This window comes from Azospirillum sp. UENF 112521 (assembly GCF_058780665.1).
In genome coordinates this window covers 983774-1000882 of sequence record NZ_JBSNCI010000004.1, presented here as the reverse complement: position 1 = coordinate 1000882, position 17109 = coordinate 983774, and the positions used below count along the sequence as shown (strand labels likewise).

19 protein-coding genes are annotated in these 17109 nt (G+C 68.0%); 9 read left to right on the top strand and 10 right to left on the bottom strand.

Going from position 1 to position 17109, the window contains the following annotated elements; translation table 11 throughout:
• The first annotated feature begins 1 nt into the window (after position 1).
• The 3 genes from ACWPN8_RS24910 (at position 2) to ACWPN8_RS24900 (ending at position 1406) form a co-directional block, all read left to right on the top strand.
• Positions 2–343 carry a hypothetical protein gene (locus ACWPN8_RS24910; RefSeq protein ID WP_492242650.1) on the top strand — a complete coding sequence of 114 codons (342 nt, stop codon included), beginning with the start codon at positions 2–4 and terminating at the stop codon, positions 341–343.
• A gap of 33 nt (positions 344–376) precedes the next feature.
• The gene (locus ACWPN8_RS24905) at positions 377–637 is read left to right on the top strand and encodes a hypothetical protein (RefSeq protein WP_109450090.1); all 261 of its coding nucleotides are present in this window, start codon (positions 377–379) and stop codon (positions 635–637) included.
• 133 nt (positions 638–770) lie between these two features.
• Positions 771–1406 carry a LysE family translocator gene (locus ACWPN8_RS24900; protein ID WP_492242649.1) on the top strand — a complete coding sequence of 212 codons (636 nt, stop codon included), beginning with the start codon at positions 771–773 and terminating at the stop codon, positions 1404–1406.
• 3 nt (positions 1407–1409) lie between these two features.
• Here ACWPN8_RS24900 and ACWPN8_RS24895 read toward each other — a convergent pair whose 3' ends face one another.
• The 4 genes from ACWPN8_RS24895 to ACWPN8_RS24880 all read right to left on the bottom strand — a co-directional run bounded on the left by ACWPN8_RS24895 (position 1410) and on the right by ACWPN8_RS24880 (position 5610).
• Positions 1410–3764 (bottom strand): Tex family protein, encoded by a 2355-nt coding sequence (locus tag ACWPN8_RS24895; RefSeq protein WP_492242648.1) that lies wholly within the window; start codon positions 3762–3764, stop codon positions 1410–1412.
• Between the two features lie 405 nt (positions 3765–4169).
• Complete coding sequence (locus ACWPN8_RS24890; RefSeq protein ID WP_492242647.1) at positions 4170–4613, bottom strand: periplasmic heavy metal sensor; 444 nt, start codon at positions 4611–4613, stop codon at positions 4170–4172.
• Positions 4610–5038: a hypothetical protein gene (locus ACWPN8_RS24885; RefSeq protein WP_492242646.1), complete on the bottom strand. Its 429-nt coding sequence runs from the start codon at positions 5036–5038 to the stop codon at positions 4610–4612. The genes ACWPN8_RS24890 and ACWPN8_RS24885 overlap by 4 nt, the downstream gene beginning before the upstream one ends.
• Positions 5035–5610 carry a sigma-70 family RNA polymerase sigma factor gene (locus ACWPN8_RS24880; protein ID WP_109450100.1) on the bottom strand — a complete coding sequence of 192 codons (576 nt, stop codon included), beginning with the start codon at positions 5608–5610 and terminating at the stop codon, positions 5035–5037. The genes ACWPN8_RS24885 and ACWPN8_RS24880 overlap by 4 nt, the downstream gene beginning before the upstream one ends.
• A 301-nt stretch (positions 5611–5911) precedes the next feature.
• Here ACWPN8_RS24880 and ACWPN8_RS24875 point away from each other — a divergent pair, with 301 nt between their 5' ends.
• The 6 genes from ACWPN8_RS24875 to kdgT all read left to right on the top strand — a co-directional run bounded on the left by ACWPN8_RS24875 (position 5912) and on the right by kdgT (position 12426).
• Positions 5912–6013 carry a small membrane protein YohP gene (locus ACWPN8_RS24875; RefSeq protein ID WP_492242645.1) on the top strand — a complete coding sequence of 34 codons (102 nt, stop codon included), beginning with the start codon at positions 5912–5914 and terminating at the stop codon, positions 6011–6013.
• 487 nt (positions 6014–6500) lie between these two features.
• Positions 6501–8723, top strand: coding sequence for an ATP-binding protein (locus ACWPN8_RS24870; protein WP_492242644.1), 2223 nt, complete (start codon positions 6501–6503; stop codon positions 8721–8723).
• 4 nt (positions 8724–8727) lie between these two features.
• Positions 8728–9201, top strand: a complete 474-nt coding sequence (locus ACWPN8_RS24865) for a response regulator (RefSeq protein WP_109048332.1) — start codon at positions 8728–8730, stop codon at positions 9199–9201.
• Positions 9201–10721, top strand: coding sequence for a sensor histidine kinase (locus ACWPN8_RS24860; protein WP_492242643.1), 1521 nt, complete (start codon positions 9201–9203; stop codon positions 10719–10721). The genes ACWPN8_RS24865 and ACWPN8_RS24860 overlap by 1 nt, the downstream gene beginning before the upstream one ends.
• Complete coding sequence (locus tag ACWPN8_RS24855; protein ID WP_247873188.1) at positions 10718–11086, top strand: response regulator; 369 nt, start codon at positions 10718–10720, stop codon at positions 11084–11086. The genes ACWPN8_RS24860 and ACWPN8_RS24855 overlap by 4 nt, the downstream gene beginning before the upstream one ends.
• A gap of 323 nt (positions 11087–11409) precedes the next feature.
• A complete protein-coding gene (kdgT, locus tag ACWPN8_RS24850) occupies positions 11410–12426 on the top strand; it encodes a 2-keto-3-deoxygluconate transporter (protein WP_492242642.1) in 1017 nt (338 codons plus the stop codon).
• A gap of 54 nt (positions 12427–12480) precedes the next feature.
• On the opposite strand, the gene ACWPN8_RS24845 is transcribed toward kdgT, so the two are convergent.
• From ACWPN8_RS24845 to ACWPN8_RS24820, 6 genes are all read right to left on the bottom strand, one after another.
• Positions 12481–13011, bottom strand: a complete 531-nt coding sequence (locus ACWPN8_RS24845) for a copper chaperone PCu(A)C (RefSeq protein ID WP_109450106.1) — start codon at positions 13009–13011, stop codon at positions 12481–12483.
• Positions 13012–13220: 209 nt separating this feature from the next.
• Positions 13221–13562, bottom strand: a complete 342-nt coding sequence (locus ACWPN8_RS24840; RefSeq protein ID WP_492242641.1) for a DUF2946 family protein — start codon at positions 13560–13562, stop codon at positions 13221–13223.
• Between the two features lie 229 nt (positions 13563–13791).
• On the bottom strand, positions 13792–14469 hold the full coding sequence (locus ACWPN8_RS24835; protein ID WP_492242640.1) for an ABC transporter ATP-binding protein: 678 nt from the start codon (positions 14467–14469) through the stop codon (positions 13792–13794).
• Between the two features lie 34 nt (positions 14470–14503).
• Positions 14504–15271 carry an ABC transporter permease gene (locus tag ACWPN8_RS24830; RefSeq protein ID WP_492242639.1) on the bottom strand — a complete coding sequence of 256 codons (768 nt, stop codon included), beginning with the start codon at positions 15269–15271 and terminating at the stop codon, positions 14504–14506.
• Positions 15272–15275: 4 nt separating this feature from the next.
• Positions 15276–16253 (bottom strand): ABC transporter substrate-binding protein, encoded by a 978-nt coding sequence (locus tag ACWPN8_RS24825; RefSeq protein WP_492242638.1) that lies wholly within the window; start codon positions 16251–16253, stop codon positions 15276–15278.
• A gap of 141 nt (positions 16254–16394) precedes the next feature.
• Entirely contained in the window at positions 16395–17099 is a 705-nt protein-coding gene (locus ACWPN8_RS24820) for an ABC transporter ATP-binding protein (protein ID WP_109450112.1), read from the bottom strand.
• Between the last annotated feature and the right edge of the window lie 10 nt (positions 17100–17109).

Sequence of the window (17109 nt, the reverse complement as noted above, 5' to 3'; positions counted from 1 at the left end):
CATGACCCAGACCACTCCCAGGACGACTCAGAGCACCGGCGACCGGTCGCCCAGCGGTCTATTCCGCATGAGCGCCTGGGAAGGCGAGTTCGAACGTGCTAACGCGCAGCTGCCGCGCTGGTACTGGAATCGTGACCAGCGCCGCCGCCACTACGCCCGCTGGGTGGAGGCGGAGGCCGAAACGCTGGCGATGCGGCTGTCGGGACTGCTGCGGTCCGACACGCCGGCGGAAACCTCAGGTGCGGCCCGCATCCTTGTCAACTCGCTGTCGCGTGACATCGACTGGGCTCGACGGTTGGAAGATTCTGAATCGGAAGACGGCAAGTTCGCTCACGCCGCCTGACCGCAGGCGGCATCAAGGGAAGGATATCATCCCATGACGATAGAAGAGGTCCAGGCGCGTCTGCGCGCCGCTCAAGCCCATCTTGGGCGTGAGGGCCGCTTCGCCCTCACCCTCAGCCTGGACGGGCGCGAGGAATGCTACATCACCCATTGGTTCCGCCCCGAACCGCATGCTTTCGAGGACTGCCGTGCGGTCGGCTCCGGAACCCTCAGCGAATGCCTGGACGCGCTCGACCGCTATGTGGCGGTGAACCGGCTGCGCGACGAGGCGCCGATGCTGATGGCGGCCGAATGACATCCCCGTAACGGCCAAGCCATCGGCCTTCGTCCCCTCGTTCCCCCCGCGGACGAGGGGACTTTTTTGTCCGCCATTCGCGGGCTGCCGCGGTTGTGCTATCGTCGCCACCTTCGAGCGGAAGGGGAGCGATATGGATCCCGCACTTGCCTTCGTCAGCATCGCCGGTGCCATAGCGGTCGGCGCCGCCAGTCCGGGGCCGAGCTTCGTGCTGGTCGCCCGCACCTCCATCGCCGTGTCCCGCCGGGCCGGTCTGGCCACAGCACTCGGCATGGGGATCGGCGGCGTGTTGTTCGCGTCTCTGGCGCTGCTTGGGCTGCATGCATTGCTGTCGCAGGTCGGCTGGCTCTATGCGGTGCTGAAGCTCGTGGGCGGTGCCTATCTGCTGTACCTCGCAGTCCGCATCTGGCGCGGTGCCGCGGCGCCGCTCGTGGTGGCGCAGGAGGGACAGACAGCCCCCGCGGGGCTGATGCGGCCGATGCTGTTCGGTCTGCTGACGCAATTGAGCAACCCGAAGACGGCGCTGGTCTATGGCAGCATCTTCGCAGCACTGATGCCGGCCGAACCGCCGGTCTGGCTGTCCGTCCTGCTGCCGCCGGCGATCTTCCTGATCGAAGCCGGCTGGTACGCCATCGTCGCCACGGTATTCTCCGCCGGCCGGCCGCGCGCCGCCTACCTGCGTTCCAAGCGCTGGGTCGACCGGCTCGCCGCCGCCGCCATCGGTGGACTGGGCGTCCGCCTGATGGCGGACGCTCTGCCCTCTCCCTGACCCTTACTTCTTCTTGCCCGACTGCGCCCGGGCGAACGCCTCGGCGAAAGCGCTGTTGACCGGCTCCGGCGCCTTGGCCGGCTTCGGCGCAGCTTTGGCTGCCGGGGCCGCCGGGCGGCGATCCTGCTGCTGCGGCGGACGGCCCGGTCCCCGCTCGTCACGGCGCTGCTCCTCCCGGCGGGCCGGACGCGGCGCTTCCTCGCCCATGCGCATGGTCAGCGCGATGCGCTTGCGGGGAATGTCGACCTCCAGAACCTTCACCTTCACCACGTCGCCGGCCTTCACCACCGTGTGAGGGTCCTTCACGAAGCTGTTGGCAAGCTGGGAGATGTGCACCAGCCCGTCCTGGTGGACGCCGATGTCGACGAAGGCGCCGAAGGCGGTGACGTTGGTGACGACGCCCTCCAGCATCATGCCGGGCTGGAGGTGTTTCAGTTCCTCCACGCCTTCCTTGAATGTGGCGGTCTTGAACTCCGGACGGGGGTCGCGGCCGGGCTTCTCCAGCTCCTTGATGATGTCCTCGATGGTCGGCAAGCCGAAGCGCTCGTCGGTGAACTCCTCGGCATTCAGCCCGCGCAGGAAACGGGCATCGCCGATGACGCTGCCGAGATCGCGGCCGGTCGTCTTCACGATGCGCTGGACCACCGGATAGGCTTCCGGATGGACGGAGGAGCCGTCGAGCGGGTTTTCGCCGTCGCGGATGCGCAGGAAGCCGGCGGCCTGCTCGAAGGTCTTCGGCCCGAGCCGCGCCACGTCGAGCAGCTGCTTGCGCGAGCGGAAGGCGCCGTTGCGGTCGCGATGCTCGACGATGTTGCGGGCGATGGTCTCGTTCAGGCCCGACACGCGGGTCAGCAGCGGGATCGAGGCGGTGTTCAGATCGACGCCGACGGCGTTCACGCAATCCTCGACCACCGCGTCCAGCGACCGCGCCAGCTTGCCGCCGGCGACGTCATGCTGGTACTGGCCGACGCCGATGGATTTCGGCTCGATCTTCACCAGTTCCGCCAGCGGGTCCTGCAGGCGGCGGGCGATGGACACCGCGCCGCGCAGGCTGACGTCGAGGGTGGGGAACTCGTGCGCCGCGGTTTCGGAGGCGGAGTACACCGACGCGCCGGCCTCGCTGACCACCAGCTTGGTCAGGGACAGCTCGGGGTGACGCTTCATCAGGTCGGCGGCCAGCTTGTCGGTCTCGCGCGACGCGGTGCCGTTGCCGATGGAGATCAGTTCCGCCTTGTGCCGGGCCGCCAGCGCCGCCAGCACGGCCAGGGAGCCGTCCCAGTCGTTGCGCGGCGGGTGCGGATAGATGGTGGTCGTTTCCACCAGCTTGCCGGTGGCATCGACCACCGCCACCTTCACGCCGGTGCGGATGCCGGGGTCGAGCCCAATGGTGACGCGCTGCCCGGCCGGGGCTGCCAGCAGCAGGTCGTGCAGGTTTCGGGCGAAGACGCGGATCGCCTCGTCCTCGGCACGTTCGCGCAAGGATCCCATCAGGTCGGTCTCGATGTGCGGACCGATTTTCAGCTTCCAGGTCCAGCGCACCACATCGGACAGCCACTTGTCGGCCGGGCGGCCCTGGTCGCGGATGCCGGTGTGGACGGCGATGGTGCCCTCCGCCGGGTGTGGCTGGCCCTCTTCGACCGGCAGATCCAGGCGGATGTCGAGCACCCCCTGCGCCCGGCCGCGGAACAGCGCCAGCGCGCGGTGCGACGGCAGCTTCGACCAGTTCTCCGAGAAGTCGAAATAATCGGAGAACTTGGCGCCCTCCGCCTTCTTCTCCTCGATCACCTTGGAGGTGACGACACCCTTGTCGGCCATGGCGGTGCGCAGGCGGCCGACCAGTTCGGCATCCTCGCCGAAGCGTTCGACCAGGATATGGCGGGCGCCGTCCAGCGCCGCCTTGACGTCGGCGACACCCTTGTCGGCGCTGACGAAGGCGGCGGCCTCCGTGTCCGGCTGCTTCTTCGGATCGGCCAGCAGGGAGTCGGCCAGCGGCTCCAGCCCGGCCTCGCGGGCGATCTGGGCCTTGGTGCGGCGCTTCTGCTTGTATGGGAGGTAGAGGTCCTCAAGCCGGGTCTTGGTGTCGGCTTGGCGGATCTGGCGCTCCAGCTCCGGCGTCAGCTTGCCCTGTTCCTGGATGGTGGACAGGATGCTGGCGCGGCGGTCCTCCAGCTCGCGCAGGTAGCCCAGCCGCTCCTCCAGGGTGCGGAGCTGGGTGTCGTCCAGGCCGCCGGTCGCCTCCTTGCGGTAGCGCGCGATGAAGGGGACGGTCGATCCCTCGTCGAGCATGGCAATGGCGGAAGCGACCTGGGACTCGCGGACCGACAGTTCGTCGGCGATGCGCTGGCTGATGGACAGCATGAGGCAGGGATCCTGCGGACTGGTGACGAAACAATGGGCGTCTGTCATAGCGCGTCGGCACCGGGTGACGCCACCCCGGCCTTTCGGCAGAGGGATGTGACAGAGGGGCAGGGCGCATCAAACTTCAGCGAAACCATTCGCCGGGGGATTTCGCAAATAAGTGGTAGGGGCTGATTTCCTCCAGCCATTCATCGGCCGTTAACCATATTGGCCTATATCTTTGCGTGCAACTTGGTTGCGTTTCCTCCCGAACCAACTCCGGGCGGCCCGACGGCGATACCGTCTGGCCGCCTTTTCTTTTTTGGCCGTCCGGTTCGTTTCCGGACAAAGGAAAAAAGGGCCGGGACGAACATGCCGCCCCGGCCCGACCCCGGATGTGTCTGCCGCCGGTCGAAACCGAAAGGATCAGGGAAGGCGGCTTTCAGCCAAACGCAGGCGGCCTTCGGGGGAGAGACGGGAAAGGGTATCGACGACGCGCGCCTCGACCTCGCTTCGCACGGCGGCGTCTTTGGCGTGGACGCTGTCGAACATCGCCTTGACGCCGGCCGCATCGAAGGGCTGTGCCATCAGGGCGGTGCGCAGACGGGGGGTGAACTCCTCCCGGCTGACATGCATGCGGACGAACAGCGGGCGGGCGTCGTCCAGCGCCTTGCGCAGGATCGCGGCATCGGCCGGCGACAAGCCTTGCGACACCTCGTCGACGAAGCGTTCCAGCATCCGGTCCGGCCCGCCGGGCGGCGGGGGCGGGCGGAAGCTGTGGGCGACGACGAAGCCGCCGGCCAGCATGTTGAGCGCAAGGGACCCGACCAGGAGGAACCAGGGCCAGCGGCGCCGGATCGACGGCGTCATCGCGTGTCTCCCAGATAGCTGACGATCATCACGCCGGACAGGCCGGGCGTGCTCGCCTTTTCAAAGGAAATCAGGCCCTGGCTGTAGCTGAGGAAGCCGACCAGCGCCATGCCGGCCAGGAATCCGGCCAGCGGGGCAGGGCGGAAGGGCGGCCGTGACAGGAACCACGGCACGAATTCGGGAACGACCCGCTGCGCCAGACAGTCGGCGATGCGGTCGAAGACCTCGGCCTCGCGCCGGGACGAGACCAGCGGGGCCGAAGCGGCATCGAGCAGCGCGTCGGTGACGGCGGCATCGGCCAGCAGGTCGCGGGCTTCGGCGCTGTCGTCCAGAAGGGCCAGGGCATCGACCCGGGCGGAACGCGGCCAGCGGTCCAGATCGGCGCCGTAAGCCTCGGTGTGGCGTTTGAACTCTTTGAGCGTCATGACCGTGCACCGTCCTTCTGACGGATCAGGGGTTGAAGCCGGGCCCGCACGACGCGGCGCGCCCGGACCAGCAGACTTTCCATAGCCGAAACAGACACCTGCAGTATTTCCGATGCTTCAGCGCACGTCATCTCCTCATGGTAGCAGAGGCTGAGCGCCGCCCGCTGCCGCTCGGGAAGGGCGGCGATCGCGGCATCCACCGCAGCACCGATGCGGATGCCGTCGATCACCGTCTCGGCGCTCCAGGCCGGGTCGATGATCTCGTCGGCGGCATCGAGGGGGGCGAAGCTGCGCCGCCGCTTGTAGTCGATGGCACGGTTCACCACGATCCTGTACAGCCAGGTCGTGAAGCGGGTTCCGTCGCCGCGCCAGCGGTCGGCGTTGGCCCAGATCTGCAGGAAGGCGTCCTGCGCGACCTCCTCGGCGTCGGCGGCGTTCCCGACAACCCGTTGGGCCAAGGCGATGCTGCGGCGCAGATGCCGGCGCGTGAGCGTTCCAAACGCTTTGCGGTCACCGGCCGCGGCGTCCGCCATCAACGCCTCGTCCGTCACCGTTTCCTCGGTAGGCTTCACGCCGTCGTCCGCCCGCTCCCGGTTGCTGTCAGGCTTTTATACGCCGCCGGGGCCGGAAGTCCTGCGCGGCGGCAGGCAATTTTCCCATAGGGGATTTCCCTGAGAACCGGCACTGCTCCGGCATATTATTTCCATAAGAATCCTTATGTGTCTTTTGTATGTGTTCGCGGGACCGCCCTCTCCCGGCGCGGTGCGCGGCTGGCATCGCTGCCCGCCCGACGGGAACTCCGATGCGGCCTGCCGGTTGTTCCAAGCATGAGCGTGGCGTCACCGGACATCGGCGGCGCCACCAAAGACGCCATTGAAGGACGACATCATGCTCAAGATTCTCGGCTGGACCATCCTGATCATCTTCATCATCGGCCTGCTGGTCGTCACCGGCATCCTGAAGTTGATCTTCTGATCCTGCACGGCCCGCACGGACAACCCGCTGCGGGCCGATGCGGGCTGTGTTGCGCATGCTGCACAGGTCAGGTTGGCGTCCCCGTCCCCGCATCCGATCCTTTGTCGCAGGCAATCATGGAACCGCTGCGGCATGCTTGCTTGCAAGCGATCACAAGCGTACGTTTGGAATATGCTCTTCGGCGTATGATGAAAGAGCGAAAATCTGAAAAATCCAAGAACGATCATACAACGTATCCTATGATAATGAAGCTTAGGGTCTGACAGATTATCCTGTCGCTTCGTTCACCTCCGACGCGGTGCGGGCGGCGAAAGCAGGGTTATAAAGCCGCTGATTATGCTGAATACCGGCGAAGGCCGGCGGGCTACATCAGCGGGCCTGAGTTGAAGACGGGGCCGGCCCAGGAAGGGACCGTCGAACTTGTGACCGAGACGAGCAAAGGACGATTGTGACGCCTGCAACCGGACCGGAACCGTGGCCCCAGACCATGGCGGGCACGCTCGACCTCGACGCCTGTGCGCGCGAACCGATTCACCTCCCCGGCAGCATCCAGCCGCATGGCCATCTGCTGGCGGTGGAGGCGGACAGCCTGCGTCTCGTCTGCGCGAGCGCCGAGGCCGGAGCTGTGCTGAACCGTGCGCCCGCCGACGCCTTCGGTCTGCCGGTCGACCGGCTGATCGACTGCACGTCGACGGCGTCGCTGGTCCGTGGACTGCGCAACGCCCCGGCGGAGCCGGTGCAGCTCGAAATCCTCAAGCTGCGCGGCGGCGCCGACCATCAGGCCATCGCCCACCGCTCGGGTGCCGTGGTGATCCTGGAACTGGAGGAACTGCCCGCCACCGGCGCCGGCACGCTTGAGGCGCTGTACCCGCAGATGCGCGAAGGCATCCGGCGCATGCAGGCCGCCCATGATTTCGACGCCCTGCTGGCCAGCACGGCCGAGGAGGTGCGGACGCTGACCGGATTCGACCGCGTGCTGGTCTACCGCTTCGACGAGCAGTGGAACGGCACCGTCATTGCGGAGGACGGCAACGACCGCCTGCCCTCCTACCGCGGCCTGCGCTTCCCGGCCTCCGACATTCCGCAGCAGGCCCGGCGGCTCTATGCGCTGAACCGCCTGCGGCTGATCGCCGATGCCCGCTACCAGCCGGTTCCGATCCTGTCGGCCAGGCGGGATGCGGAGCCGCTGGACCTCAGTTTTTCGGTGCTGCGCAGCGTCTCGCCGGTGCATCTCGAATATATGCGCAACATGGGCACGCCGGCCTCCATGTCGATCTCCGTGATGGACGGCGACAGGTTGTGGGGCCTGATCTCCTGCCACCATGCGGAACCGCGGCAGGTCTCCTTCGCGGTGCGCACCGCCTGCGACCTGCTCGGGCAGGTGCTGTCCAGCCAGATGATCGCGCTGGAGCGGGCGCTGGACGCCGACCACCGCATCCGCTCCAAAAGCACGCAGGCCCGCCTGCTCGCGCACATGGCGGCGGCGGAGAGCTTCATCGACGGGCTGAGCGAGGACCGCGAGGATCTGCTGGGGCTGGTCAACGCCGACGGCGCCGCGATCCTGTTTGACGGAGATTGCCGGCTGATCGGCCGCACCCCGCCGCGGGAAGTGGTCGAGGCCGTCGCCGCCGAGCTGGCCGGACAGGGCATCAAGGATCTGTTCGTCAGCCACCAGCTTCCGGCCGAGATGCCGGCCGCCGCCGGGATGGAGCGGACCGCAAGCGGCCTGTTGGCGATCTCCATCTCACAGCTCCACCCGAGCTATCTACTATGGTTCCGGCCGGAGATCGTGCAGTCGATCGACTGGGCCGGCGATCCCAAGAAGGCGCGGGACTCCAGCGGCGTGTTGTCGCCGCGCAGTTCCTTTGAAGCGTGGAAGGAGACGGTGCGCGGCCAGTCCCTGCCCTGGCGCCATGGCGAGATCGAGGCGGCCGGCGATTTCCGCAACGCCATCGTCAGCATCGTCTTGCGCAAGGCCGAGGAAATGGCCGCGCTGAACGAGGAGCTGCGCCGCAGCAACGGAGAGCTTGCCGCCTTCTCCTATTCGGTCTCGCATGACCTGCGGGCTCCGTTCCGGCACGTCACCAGCTATGCCGAACTGCTGCGCTCGCGCGCGGGCGACAAGCTGAGCGAGCGGGAGCGCCATTATCTGGACAGCATCATCGAGGCGGCGAGTTCGGCCGGGCGGCTGGTCGACGGGCTGCTGCATTTCTCACAATTGGGCCGGGCCACGCTGGCGCGGGTGGAGGTCGATGTCGGCCAGCTGGTGGACGAGGTGCGGCATTTGCTGGAGCCGGATTTGCAAGGCCGCAACCTGCGCTGGACTGTGCATCCCCTGCCCGGCGTGACCGGCGACCCGACCATGCTGCGGCTGGTGGTGCAGAATCTGCTGTCCAACGCCATCAAATACACCCGCGACCGGACCGAGCCGGAGATCGAGGTCGGCTGCCGCTCCAACGCCGACGCGCACGAGTTCTACGTCCGCGACAATGGCCGTGGATTCGACATGGCCTATGCCGGTAAGCTCTTCGGCGTATTCCAGCGCCTGCACCGCGAGGAAGAGTTTGAAGGCATCGGCATCGGGCTTGCCAATGTCCGCCGCATCGTGGAGCGCCATGGCGGGCGGGTCTGGGCGGAAGGCAGGCTGGATCACGGCGCCACCTTCCATTTCTCCCTGCCGCGGTCCGCCGCCGCCACCGAATCGAGGTAGCCCGATGGCCACGCTGAAACCGATCCTGCTGGTCGAGGACAACCCCAAGGACCTGGAGCTGACGCTGGAGGCGTTCGCCGAGGCGCAGCTCGCCAACGACATCGTCGTCGCCCGCGATGGGGCGGAGGCGCTGTCCTATCTTTTCCATGACGACGGGCAGGCGGTGTCGAAACCGACCGACCCGAAATATCCGGCCGTCATCATCCTCGACATCAAGCTGCCGAAGGTGGACGGGATCGAAGTGTTGCAGCGGATCAAGGCGAACGAAAACACCCGCGCCATCCCCGTGGTCATGCTGACCTCTTCCAAGGAAGAGCAGGATCTCGTCCGCAGCTACCGCCTGGGGGTGAATGCCTTCGTGGTCAAGCCGGTCGGCTTTAAGGAGTTCTTCGACGCGATCCGCGACATCGGCAGCTTCTGGGCGATCCTGAACGAGCCGCCTCCCGGCTGTCTTCCCCGCCGGCCGCGCGGTACCTGATGGGTCAGGTGATCGACGCCGCCGGCAATACCGCGGGTCAGGACCCGCCGGCTCCCTGCCGCGTCCTCCTGCTGGAGGACAGCGGCATGGACGCCGATCTGGTGCGCGAACATCTTCGGATGATCGACGACCATGCGTTCGACGTCCATCGCGTCGAGACGCGGCAGGCCTTCATCGATGCCGTCACCGACGGCGGGCCCTTTGACCTGATCCTGTCCGACTTCGACCTGCCCGATTTCGACGGCATGTCGGCGCTGGCCATCGCGCGCGACCGCCTGCCGCGTGTGCCCTTCATCTTCGTGTCCGGCATGCTGGGCGAGGAGAACGCCATCGAGGCGCTGAAGAAGGGCGCCACCGATTATGTCGTCAAACTGCGGATGGAGCGGCTGCAGGTGGTGGTCCGCCGCGCCCTGATCGAGGCGCGCGACCGCAACGAGCTGGCCGACAAGCGCGCCGCGCTGGCCGAGAGCGAGGCGCGGCTGCGCTTCGCGCTGGAGGCCGGGCGACTTGGTTCGTGGGAACTGACGCTGGCGACCAACCGGCTGCGCGTCTCGTCGATCTGCGCCGCCAACCTCGGTCTGGCCGATCCGGCGGACATTCCGACCTACGAGCGGCTGTTGGAGCATGTCCATCCCGACGACCGCGAGCATCAGAAGACGATGGTCCGGCAGGCGGTGAGCAGCGGTTCGCCGCTCGACATGGAATACCGCACGGTCTGGCCCGACGGCAGCATCCATTGGGTGCAGGTGCGCGGCCGGGCCGTTTATGACAAGGACGGTGCGCCGACCGGGATGGCCGGCGTTTCGCTGAACATCACCGACCGCAAGAAGGCTGAGGAGCGGCAGCTGTTGCTGCTGGAGGAGCTGAACCACCGGGTCAAGAACACGCTGGCGATGGTGCAGTCCATCGCCAAGCAGACCCTGCGTGCCGCCCCGTCGGTGGAAGCCTTCCCTGATGCCTTCCAGTCCCGACTGCGCGCCCTGGCCCAGGCCCACGATCTGCTGACCCGCCGCCATTGGCAGGGCGCCTCGCTGAGCGAGATCGCCGCGCTGACGCTGGAGCCCCATGTCCATGCCGGCCGCGTCAAGGTTGGCGGTCCGCCGGTCAACCTGACCACCGGGGTGGCGGTGTCGCTGCACCTCGCCTTTCACGAGCTTGCCACCAACGCCGCGAAATACGGCGCGCTGACGGCGGAAAACGGCCGTGTCGATCTGGATTGGGAGATCGTCAAGCCGGAGCAAACGCCGGTGCGCGATGGCGTGAGCCAATCCTCCGGTCAGGCCGGTTCCGGCCAAGGTGGCGGCCGATCCGTCCGTGACGGTGGCGGCGCGCTGGTGCTGCGCTGGCGCGAGAGCGGCGGGCCGCCGGTGGTGCCGCCGACGCGCCGCGGCTTCGGGTCCCGCCTGATCGAGCGCGGTCTGGCGCATGAGTTGGAGGGCGATGTCGCCCTTGCTTTCGAAACCGCCGGCGTGCGATGCCGGCTTGTCATTCCTCTGTCGTCGCGAGTGAGCCCGCAGTGACCGACACTGATCTGTCGAACCTGACCGTCCTGATCGTCGAAGACGAACCGCTGATCGCCATGAGCCTGGAGGACGCCCTGATCGACCAGGGCGTCGCCTGTCTCGGCCCAGCGGGTTCGGTGTCGGCGGCCTTGGACATGATCGAAGCGGGCGGATTCGACATCGCTCTTCTCGATGTCAATCTGCGTGGTGAACGGGTGGACGCGGTGGCCGACCGGCTGGCCGGTGCCGGCATCCCCTTCATCTTCACCACCGGCCATGGTGCCGAGGGCCTGCCCGATGCCCATCGCACCCGGCCGGTGATCGGCAAGCCGTTCCGCGACATCGACATCACCGACGCCCTCGCCCGCCACCGGCCGCGCTGATCCTCTGTCCCGCCGGTTCCGCCACCGGGCGGGACCGGCCCGCACACAAGGCATCGCCATTGGACCGATCGCGGTCCGGCACGCAGTCCTGCGTGCCGCTTCCGGCATGCTGGCTCCTGCTCTCACCCCCCCGCCTCCTGCCCGGCGCGACAACCTGTCGCGGCTGACAATCAGCCGCTTTGACAATGACAAGCTAACTTGTATACTAGTATGCACAAAGCGGCGCTTCGGCTGCCGCTTCAACGAGATTGACGGCCGCTGAAACATGCCCAATGGCGAAGGGGCGCGGCGGCGACGGGATGAAATTCGCAGGAGTGTCTTCCATGAACATCAAATCCCGGATCGACCGCATCCCCGGCGGGATGATGATCGTCCCCCTGTTTCTTGGCGCCTGCCTGAACACGCTGGCTCCCAATACGGGGAAATTCTTCGGCTCCTTCACCAACGGCCTGATCACCGGCACGCTGCCGATCCTGTCGGTGTGGTTCTTCTGCATCGGTGCCAGCATCAGCCTGAAGGCCACCCCGCTGGTCCTGCGCAAGAGCGGCGTGCTGGTTTCGGTCAAGATTCTCACCGCTGCGATGGCGGGCGTCATCGCCTCCTGGTTCATCCCGGCGGAGGGCATCAGCTCCGGCTTCTTCTCCGGCCTGTCGGTGCTGGCGATCATCGCAGTGATGAACGACACCAACGGCGGCATGTACATGGCGCTGATGCAGCAGTACGGCACCAAGGAGGAGGCCGGCGCCTTCTGCCTGATGTGCCTGGAATCCGGCCCATTCATGACCATGGTCACGCTGGGCATCGCCGGTCTGGCCGCCTTCCCCTGGCAGACGATGGTCGGCGCGCTGCTGCCCTTCCTGATCGGCTTCGCGTTGGGCAACCTCGACAAGGATTTGCGGGCCTTCTTCACCCAGGGCGTCTCGGTGATGGTTCCCTTCTTCGCCTTCGCGCTGGGCAACAACCTGAACTTCTCGACCATCCTCAACACCGGCCTGCTGGGCATCGTGCTGGGGCTGGGCGTCATCGCCGTCACCGGCTTCATGCTGGTGCTGGCCGACATCCTGCTGGCAAAGGGCAACGGCACGGCCGGCATCGGTGCCGCGTCCACCGCGGGGGCCGCGGTGACAGTGCCGCCGATCATCGCTTCCATCGAACCGACCTTCGCGCCGGTCGCTCCGTCCGCCACGGCGCTGATCGCCACCAGCGTTGTCGTCACCGCCCTGCTGACGCCGCCGCTGACCGCTTGGTGGGCGCGCCGCTTCGGCGTGCTGTCGCCCCGCTATCAGGCGGCCGAAGCGGCGAGACTGGCCCAGCCGGTGGGGATCGCCCCGGCCGAATAAGGGCGTGGATTGTAAAAGGCCGCCGGCGGGTTTCCCTGCAGGCGGCCTTTTCCATTACTGCTTCTGGGCCGGTGCGGCGTTGTGGGTGTGGCCGGCGCCGGCAGCCCCCATGCTGTGGCCTTCGGCCGGCGCCGCGGCCTGCCCGGCCGCCTCGACGGCGATCTCGACCTCGACGGTGCCGGCCTTCTCGAAACGCAGGGTCATCGGGATATGGGCGCCCTTCACCAGCGGTTGCTTGAGGCCGAGCAGCATGATGTGCAGCCCGCCCGGCGCCAGCTTCACCGCCTCGCCCGCCGGGACCGGGATGCCGCCGGCGACTTCGCGCATCTTCATCACGCCGTTCTCGTTCAGATGGGTGTGCAGTTCGGCCTTCTCCGCCGCGGGGGTGGAGGCGCCGACCAGACGGTCTTCCGTCGTTCCGGTGTTGGTCAGCGACAGATAGGCACCGCCATTCGGTGCGGACGGCGCGGTGGCGCGGGCCCAGGGGTGGCCGATCTCGATCGCACCGGCCTTGAAGCCGTGGGCCAGGGCGGTGCCGGCACCGAACAGGGCGATGGCTGCGGCGATGCCGAGAATGCGCTTCATGAACTTGTCTCCTGGAATGCGGATGTGAAGAACAGGGGGATTGCCGCCACGGCGAAAGACACCGTAGGGCTCGGCAAACGGGGCCTGCACCGGGCAGGCCGTGTTTGGGATCGCTAGCGCGACCGGAACGCCGGAATCCGCACAGGGATCGGGCGTGGCAGCCGGCAGCGGCGATGAGTCGAAGCGGAAGGGAAATCTGGCGAGCGACGTCAAGCCAGCGGTGGGGGAGCCCGTGCCTGGAGGGTCGACAGGAACCAGCCGGCGGCGACATGTTCGGCCCGCAGCAGGCGGGTGTCGCGGGCCATGGCAAGGGCGGGGCCGACCGTCAGCGGCGGCGGCGGCAAGGCCAGCCCGGTCACCAGCGGGCAGAGCGGACAATGGCCGGTTCCGGAGGGAGCTCCGTCCGGCGCCTTCCCATGATCGCCGTCACGGGCTATCCCGAACTCACCGATCCCGAAATCGGCCGCAGCGGCCTGGATGGTGGTCAGCCCGCCGGAGGAGCAGATCGCGAGGGACACGGTCCCGCCGGCCTGGGCGATCCCGCTGCTCATCAAGGGCATCCACCCCCAGGCGATGACCTGCAGCAAAAGGGCAGCCATCCCGGCCACAAGGCCGAGCCGCCGCACCCGCCGCACTGTCATCCGACCGAAAGCCATCCGGCTTCGACGCCCTCTGCAATTGCCGGGCGTTCCCGGCAAGGATGCCGCCACGATAGCGCAGCGTTCGTGAACGGACGAGCGGCAAATGGACCCACGGGCGGCGCAGGGTCGGGCCGGCGTCTCAGGCCAGCAGGCGGAAGGCCGGTTCCGGCCGGGACAGCAGGTCGCGGCGCAGCGCCTCGATGGTGGCATCGTCGCGGGCGGCGCGGGGCACGGTCACCGGCACCTCCGCCACCACCCGGCCGGGCGAGGGGGCCAGCAGGAGAAGCCGGTCGGCCAGGGCCAGGGCCTCGCGCAGATTGTGGGTGACCAGCAGGACGGTGGTCGGCCGCCGGTCCAGCCAGTCCGACAGCAGCCCGCGCAGCCGCAGCGCCGTCGGCTCGTCCAGCGAGACGAAGGGCTCGTCCATCAGCAGCAGGTCCGGCTCCACCACGAAGGCGCGGGCGAGCGCCACCCGCCGCGCCATGCCCAGCGACAGCTGGGTCGGGAAGCGGTCTGCGAAGGGCGACAGCTCCAGCGCCTCCAGCAGGGCGTCGACCGCCGGTCCGCGCCGCTGCGCCCGCGGCAGGACCAGCGCCAGATTCTGCCGCACCGTGCGCCAGGGCAGCAGGCGCGGCTCCTGGAAGACATAGCCGATGCGGGCCGGCTCGCCATCCGGCCGCGGTCCGATCTCCACCCTGCCGTCGAACGCACGGTCCAGCCCGGCGACGATGCCGAGCGCCGTCGTCTTGCCGCAGCCGCTGGGACCGACCAGGGCCACGACTTCTCCCGCCAAAGCGGACAGGGTCAGGCCGCGCACGGCTTCCACTGCGCCGAAGCGCTTGGAGCGGATCTCAAGCGTCAGCGGGCATCCGGCGCCAACGCTGGCAATGCCGCTCGGCCGGCTGGAGGACGCCGTATTCCAGAAGCTGGACCACGGCCACGAACGCGATGGTGTAAGCCAGGATTCCTGCGACATCGAAGGTCTGGAAAAGGAGGTTGATCTGGAATCCGACACCGTCGCTGCGGCCCAGCAGTTCGACCACCAGCACGATCTTCCAGATCAGTGCTAGGCCGGACCGCGCAGCCGCGGCGATGGTGGGGGTGAGTTGCGGCAGCAGCACATGGCGAAGCCGGTCCGCGGGCGACAGGCGGTAGACGCGGGCCATGTCGACCAGCCCCTCGTCGATGGCGCGGGCGCCGGCCCGCACCAGCACCACCGTGTTGGGGATCTTGTTGATGGCGACGGCGCCGATTGCCGCCGCCTCGGTCAGGCCGAACCAGACATAGGCCAGCACGATGACCACCAGCGCCGGCAGGTTCAGGAAGAAGACCAGCCAGGGGCCGAACAGCCGGTCGATGAAGGGCGTGCGCCCCATCGGTAGGCCGATGCCGACCCCGATGGACATGGCGAGCGCGAAGGCCGCCAGCACGCGCAGCAGCGTGACACCCATATGGTGGAGCAGTGCGCCGCTCTCCGCCTCGCGCAGCAGGGCCTCGGCCACCACCGGCGGTCCCGGCAGCAGGCGCCCGCCGACGATCATGGCCGTGGCCTGCCACAGCGCCAGCAGCAGCAGGATCGAGACCACCGCCATCAGGGCCGGCATCAGGGCGCGGCGCACCGGCTTACGCCCCGCCGGTCCAGAAGGTGCCGGGCGAGATGGCCGGCGCGTCGCCGACCAGATCCCGCCCGCCAAGCTTTGCCATCAAGGCGTAGAGTTTCGCGGCCCCTGCCCGCTCCTCCTCCGTCCAGCGGCGCGGGATGCCGTCGCGGTAGCGGTCGCGCAGCGTGCGGAAGGTGGCGTCATCCTCCGCCTGCATCAGCGGGGCGAGCCGCTCCCAGGCGGCGTCGGACTGCGCTAGCAGGGTCTTCGCCTGACCGGTGGCGGCCTGGAAGCCGGCGATGGCAGCCGGGTTGGCGCGCGCCCACTCTTCGCGGAAGACATAGCCGATGGACGGGACCGTCGCCGGTTGGCCCAGCGCCTCCAGCATGTCGGCCACGGTCATCGACACGCGCATGCCCTTCGCCTCCAGCCGGGCGGCGAAGGGCCAATAGGTCAGCACGGCATCGAGGTCGCCATCGGCGATCTTGCCGTTCAGCAGGGGCGGGGCGGCGAAGAAGGGCTGCGCATCGCGGTCGAGCGTCAGCCCGTGCCGGTCGGCCGCCACCGCCTTCAACAGCAGCCAGCTTTTGTCGAGCGGACTGCCGGCGACGCCGATGCGCTTGCCCCGCAGATCGCCGACCCCGGCGATCTTCGACCCGGCTGGAACCACCAGCGCGCCGACGGCGGTCGAATAAGGGATGAAGCACAGCGCTTCTCCCTTGCTGCGCATCCGCGACACCCACAGCCAGTCGGAAACGATGATCTCCACGGCACCGGCCTGGAGCGCCACCTGGGTGGCGGGGTTGCCGGCCAGCTCGACCAGCTGCAGGTCGATCCCGGCCTGCCTGTCGAAGCCGTTGGCGCGGACGGTGTCGAGTTCCCAGCTGACCGTGCCGAATTTCAGCACCCCGGCGCGGACGGCCGGACGGCTGGCGGCGGAATCGGACGCCGCGGCGGTTCGGACCAGTGCCGATGCCAGAAGCGCGCCGGCCGCCAGCAAGCTCGTCCGTCTGCTACAGCCTGCCGCCATGGTCCCCGTCCGCTCATTCTTTGGACTGCCAGCTTACGAGGACTGTAGATGGTTCGTATATTCAACGATAGGAGGATAAGGGGGGTATCGCCGGCTGGATGGCGGGTGGCGTCACAGCCCCAGATAGGCCTGCTTCACCGCCGGGTCGGCCAGCAGCGCCTCGCCCGTTCCCGACAAGACGACGCGGCCATTCTCCAGCACGTAAGCCGTCTGGGCGATGCGCAGGGAGGCGGCGACATTCTGTTCGACCAGAATGATCGTCATGCCCTCGGCGGCCAGCGAGCGGATGATGCGGAACAACTCCTGCACCAGGGCGGGCGACAGGCCGAGCGAGGGCTCGTCGAACATGATCAGCTCCGGCTTGCCCATCAGGCAGCGGCCGATGGCCAGCATCTGCTGCTCGCCGCCGGACAGGGTGCCGGCCGCCTGGTCCAGCCTTTCGCGCAGGCGCGGGAACAGGTCGAGCACGCGGTCGTAGGTCTGGCGCGCGCCGGCGCGGGCGCGTGGGATGACGGCGCCCATCTCCAGATTCTCGCGCACGCTCAGCGTCGGGAAGATTTGCCGTCCCTCCGCCACCTGCCCGACGCCGAGGTCGCAGACGACATGGCTGGGCAGTCCGGCGATCTCGCGGTCCTTGAAGCGGATGCTGCCGCGCGCCGGCTTCAGGATTCCGGCGATGGCGCGGATCAGCGAGGTCTTGCCCGCCCCGTTGGCGCCGACGATGGCGGTGGTCTGCCCCGCCGCCACCCGCAGCGTGACGCCGTCGAGCGCCTGGGCGTCACCATAGTACAGGTCGAGATCGGATACGGTCAGCATGGCGGCGAGA